Below are 4603 nucleotides of genomic sequence, written 5' to 3' on the forward strand. Positions count from 1 at the left end.
TAATCGTGGGGGCAGGTCACGCCTTCATCTCGTCATCAAGTAAGGCATAGATCTTTGCCAGCTCTCCCGGTGCGAAGACTTCATAGCTGACCTTGCTGCTTTTTGCTTCGAGCGCATGACCACGCCAAGGATTGTCCTGTGGTGCATCGTGATAGCGATTGCGTGCCAAATCCCAAATCTGTGCCAGTGCGCTTATATAGTTCTGGATGGTTTGCGGCGCTCGCTCAGTTTTGAGCTTATCTAACCAGCCTGTAACTATGGTTCGGTTAATATCCCGCAACTGAATATCTTTCTTTTTCAAGTGGGTTAACAGCACCTCTACGGCTTTGTTGGTCTTGGATAGCGTGGTTAGCTTTCTCTTCTCGCTGTATTGGAGAAGATACAGATCGCGCATTTTAAGTAGGGAAGGGCAAGCCTGAACCAATGCACCAAATGATGCGGGGGCTTCCTTAGCATACACACTGACACGGCGTAGCTCATCAATGATTTGATCGACGGACGAGCCGCCTTGTGGCTTAAGCAGATTCCGTAAGCGAGTCCATTCCAGAGCAATAGCATCGCGAAACAAACGCGCTTGCCGTATGTCTCGTGTCCCTGTGCTTTTCATAAAGTAGCGCTTCCCTTGGAACAGGTGGCGCATGTAGCTGGGAATAGCTATCCGCACGAGGTAATTCCCGCAGGGATCTAAAACTAGATAACGATCTCTCTTGAAACTCATACAAACCCCGGTTATGTTGTCGGGGCTTTTTCATGGCTAAACAGTCTGTGAAATGTGCCGGGGTTATGAGCTTTAGTCTCGCTACTTCAATGAGTTAACAATGATTCTTGAAGCAAGCTAAGCCGCTATAACCCGTGCCGGTTCGAGTCCGGCCTTCGCACTCATCCTCTAAACACCTCCCTACGATGCCATTCCACATATCCCTCCTTTGGATAGTTCCCTTTCACCATCGGTAGCGCAATCTGCTTCTCGGCAAAATCCCAGAATAGCCGCCCAACGATCCCACTCCCATTCACCGCCTCGGACACAAGCACTCGCATACTCTCATCCAGCCCAATCGATCCCATATCAAATGCCTTATGATGAATCGCACACAACGCCAGTCCGTTTGGGATCTCACACGGTCCACCAAACTGCTTCCACTTGATATGCGCGGCTTCGAGTCCAACGGAGGCGTTATCATGTCGCATGTTGAATCCGCAGATGGCACATTCATAGTTATACGCACGCAACACCTGCTGGCGGAACAGCGGATCGCGAACCTTACGGATCTGCTTAATATCAAAACCCATCTCATCCGCGATCTCTTCCTGAATACTTTCTGGAAAGTGCGCTTCAAGGATCTGCTGCGCCAGCGAGCCGATCAGATTTTTGTTCTTATTCAGCAGCGCAAAGTGTTCTTCATCAAACCCGCCTGCGACGTTATTTTCTACAAGTTCTTTAACAGGAGGTTGCTTACTGCCAGTGGTCGAACAGAACTCGGTATTCTTCAGATCCCAAAATCCATCACCTTTGAGCCGCCAGAAAGGCATATTCGGGTAATGCGCCTTCCGCTGTGGGCCAAAGCGTTCTAACAGGCTAAGCAGTTGCTCGTGGACCTCGGTTCCGTAATCAAACAGTCTCACATGCCCCTGCTGATAGTTCGCCAGCACGTACAGAAGCAATAAGGGCTTATGCGGTGCACGCTGTTCGCCTTTGCGCCAGATGGTGATGTCGGCAATTGCCTGTTCGAGAGTTTTGCTGGAAGCCATCGCGTTACGGAAGAAGGTAAATAATTGCGATGATGCTCGCAAAACCCAGACCAATCAACCCGCAACGAACAAAAACATGACCTTACCGCACATAACTCTATTTCCTGAATCCCCTTCGCAAATTCCAAATTTACCCCACCCAAAACCGCTGTATTTATATTCAGCCCTGTATAATAGGCACCAGAAATTACGCCGAACGGCAAAGGAAGTATCAAGGAATATTTAAAGAGAGAATTCGCGATATGAAGGTGCTGCAACACCCCCATACCGCTAACCACTACCAACTACTGAGGAGTTGAAAATGGCTGCGACGAATTTTAAGCCAGAGTTTACTGTTTGCAAAACAGAATCAGACGCTTTCACCAGCATGATTGAAAACCGCGAGCTGGTACGCAAAAACAGCGCCCGCCGTCTGCACGGCAACCCGCCCAACGCGGCGCCCGTCCACCCTCGCGCGGAAACGCCGCAGGACAGTGCCGCTTGCTGCGAACTGTATGCACGCATAGACATGAAATACCTTCTCCTAGGCGGCGACTGGTTAACCCGTGCAGGCTTTATCAACGGTATGCCTGTGAAAATCCGCGCCATGAAAGACTGCATCGTGATTACGCCACAGCATACAAGAGAATTATGGGGATGTCTGGAAGGTATGAGTGTGGTGAATATAAATAAACAGAAAGTCGTGCAGTGGTTAAAAACGTTTCCGGGGGCGCTGAATGATACGGGAGATATACCTATGGTGAAACGCGGAAATGGTTTTGCAAAATAATATATAAATTTCCACCTCAGTGATCCTGTAAAAGGATAAATCAATACGGGCATGAATGCGCATGTCCGTATTTTTTTTGTTTTTCACGTGAATTATCTATCACCGCTGGTGCACTCAATAAATCGGTTGTAACATTCTCCGCAAAGCGACAGGGAGGATTGCTATGCAGATTTGTAGGATGGATTACAACGATGTCTCAGCCGATGGACGAAGGCTGAAACTACACGTCTATGGCGTTGGGACATTTCCCGTTTTTTCAGGGATAGAACCCGTAACCAATATTGCTGAGTGTGCCTTTATCAGGAATGCTGCATTACCAGTGGGTACGTACTGGATCGTTGATGCACCGGAAGGCAGTATTGCTAATCGGGTTGAGCGGTTTGTAAAAGACTTCAAGAACGGGACCGATCATTCTGAATGGTTCGGCTTGTTTAATGCTTCGACCATGGCTGATAACGTATTTGTGAATGGGGTCGACAGAGGCTCATTTCGACTTCATCCATTGAGGCCGAATGGTGAGGGAGAGTCGTGGGGATGCATAACGTTTTATAATATCCCTGATTTTCAACTGGTCAGACAATCTTTGCTTGCACGTAAGAAGATTCGTGTTCCTGGTGGTAAAGGGTTGATGGCATATGGACGTATTGATGTGAAAGGAAGGGCTGATTATGCTTCATGCAAAGTTAAAAAATAATATCCTGATTGGTCTGGCATGCCTCATTGCTTCCTTCTTTATCGTCCTGTTTCCTCTGGGAGGCTTGCTCGATTACTTGTCTCAAGCCAGCAATGATTTTTTAAATCGCACCGGTTTGGGGTTTGCTGATGGTGAAGCAGACCCATCATTCCTGTGGGTGTTGGGGGGGATGATGGTCGTCGTTACCGCGCTACTGATGATTATCATCCGAAAGATATGCAACCTGAAGCAGGGATGAAATATTTCATAGCCGCTTTCTAAAACAATTAAGCGGCTTCGTGCCAATCCCACGCACTCCACCGCTAAACCTACTTTAACTAAACACCGGCACCCCCAGCCCCACCTTCACCTCCCTCAACGTCGCCTGCGTCACCCCCTGCGCCCGTTCCGTGCCGCGCTTCAGCATCGTCATTAACTCGCCCTTGTCACGCATATACATCGCCCTCCGCTCCCGCATCGGCGCAATCAGCTCCTGCAAACACGCCTCCAGCTCGTTCTTACACGCGCGGTCACCCAGCCCGCCGGCCTGATAGTGCGCCTTCATCGCCGCCACTTTCTCCTTGTCCGGATGAAACGCGTCGAGATACGTAAACACCACGTTCCCCTCAATCTGCCCCGGGTCGCTCACCTTCAGGTGGTTCGGGTCGGTGTACATGGCGCTGACCGCACGGTGAATAGCCTCTTCGCTGGCCGACAGGTGCAGCGTGTTGCCCAGCGATTTCGACATCTTGGCGCTGCCGTCGATGCCGGGCAGGCGGCTGGTGTCGCTCAGCATCGCCTTGCAGTGGCGCAGCACCGGGGCGGGCAGCAGGCTGTTCATCTTGTGCACAATCTCGTTGGTCTGCTCAATCATCGGCAGCTGGTCGTCGCCGACGGGCACGCACTCGGCCTTAAACGCGGTGATGTCCGCCGCCTGGCTGATGGGGTAGGCCATAAACCCGACCGGCAGCGAGCGGGCGAAGCCCTTCTGCGCAATCTCGTTTTTCACCGTCGGGTTACGCTCCACGCGGGCGACGGTGACGATATTCATATACAGCATTGTCAGCTCGGCGAGGGCGGGCAGGGCGGACTGCAGGCAGATAGTGGTCAGGTTCGGGTCGATGCCCGCGGCGAGGTAGTCGGCCAGCACTTCGGGGATGTTGTCGCGGATCTTCTGCGGGTTGCTGCCGTTGTCGGTCAGCCCCTGAAGGTCAGCAATCAGCACAAACTGGTTGTGCGTCTGCTGAAGCGCCACGCGCTGGCGCAGCGATCCGACGAAGTGGCCGAGGTGCAGCGGGCCGGTTGGGCGGTCGCCGGTGAGGATGGTTGGTGCGTTCATAAAGACTCCTTAATGTGCAATTGCCGAAAGGGGTCTTAGAAATGTGAAAGCCGCCTTTCTGAAGTGAACCCCG

5 protein-coding genes and 1 pseudogene are annotated in these 4603 nt (G+C 51.5%); 3 read left to right on the forward strand and 3 right to left on the reverse strand.

The genetic code is table 11. The annotated features are described in order from the left end of the window. Positions 1-19 precede the first annotated feature (19 nt). Positions 20-718 (reverse strand): annotated as a pseudogene (locus CKK19_RS25185) (integrase); the annotation flags it as partial. 161 nt (positions 719-879) lie between these two features. Further along, entirely contained in the window at positions 880-1749 is an 870-nt protein-coding gene (locus CKK19_RS25190; RefSeq protein WP_063854195.1) for a phosphorothioated DNA-binding restriction endonuclease, read from the reverse strand. 301 nt (positions 1750-2050) lie between these two features. Between CKK19_RS25190 and CKK19_RS25195 the strand changes: the two genes are divergently transcribed. From CKK19_RS25195 to CKK19_RS25205, 3 genes are all read left to right on the forward strand, one after another. Continuing rightward, positions 2051-2518, forward strand: a complete 468-nt coding sequence (locus CKK19_RS25195) for a SymE family type I addiction module toxin (RefSeq protein WP_074174440.1) — start codon at positions 2051-2053, stop codon at positions 2516-2518. Between the two features lie 163 nt (positions 2519-2681). Beyond that, positions 2682-3212, forward strand: a complete 531-nt coding sequence (locus CKK19_RS25200) for a DUF2778 domain-containing protein (RefSeq protein WP_063146617.1) — start codon at positions 2682-2684, stop codon at positions 3210-3212. Then, positions 3187-3450, forward strand: coding sequence for a hypothetical protein (locus tag CKK19_RS25205; RefSeq protein ID WP_063146616.1), 264 nt, complete (start codon positions 3187-3189; stop codon positions 3448-3450). The genes CKK19_RS25200 and CKK19_RS25205 overlap by 26 nt, the downstream gene beginning before the upstream one ends. Before the next feature lie 75 nt (positions 3451-3525). On the opposite strand, the gene trpS is transcribed toward CKK19_RS25205, so the two are convergent. Then, positions 3526-4530: a tryptophan--tRNA ligase gene (trpS, locus tag CKK19_RS25210; RefSeq protein ID WP_063854194.1), complete on the reverse strand. Its 1005-nt coding sequence runs from the start codon at positions 4528-4530 to the stop codon at positions 3526-3528. Between the last annotated feature and the right edge of the window lie 73 nt (positions 4531-4603).

The organism is Enterobacter sp. CCUG 70166 (assembly GCF_020224095.1).
In the GTDB taxonomy this organism is placed as follows: domain Bacteria; phylum Pseudomonadota; class Gammaproteobacteria; order Enterobacterales; family Enterobacteriaceae; genus Enterobacter; species Enterobacter intestinihominis.

What these genes read in the sequence shown, in the direction of transcription:
- CKK19_RS25205 (WP_063146616.1), top strand. Translation starts at nt 3,187, where the DNA reads ATGCTTCATGCAAAGTTAAAAAATAATATCCTGATTGGTCTGGCATGC.
- CKK19_RS25190 (WP_063854195.1), bottom strand. Translation starts at nt 1,749, where the DNA reads ATGGCTTCCAGCAAAACTCTCGAACAGGCAATTGCCGACATCACCATC.
- trpS (WP_063854194.1), bottom strand. Translation starts at nt 4,530, where the DNA reads ATGAACGCACCAACCATCCTCACCGGCGACCGCCCAACCGGCCCGCTG.
- CKK19_RS25200 (WP_063146617.1), top strand. Translation starts at nt 2,682, where the DNA reads ATGCAGATTTGTAGGATGGATTACAACGATGTCTCAGCCGATGGACGA.
- CKK19_RS25195 (WP_074174440.1), top strand. Translation starts at nt 2,051, where the DNA reads ATGGCTGCGACGAATTTTAAGCCAGAGTTTACTGTTTGCAAAACAGAA.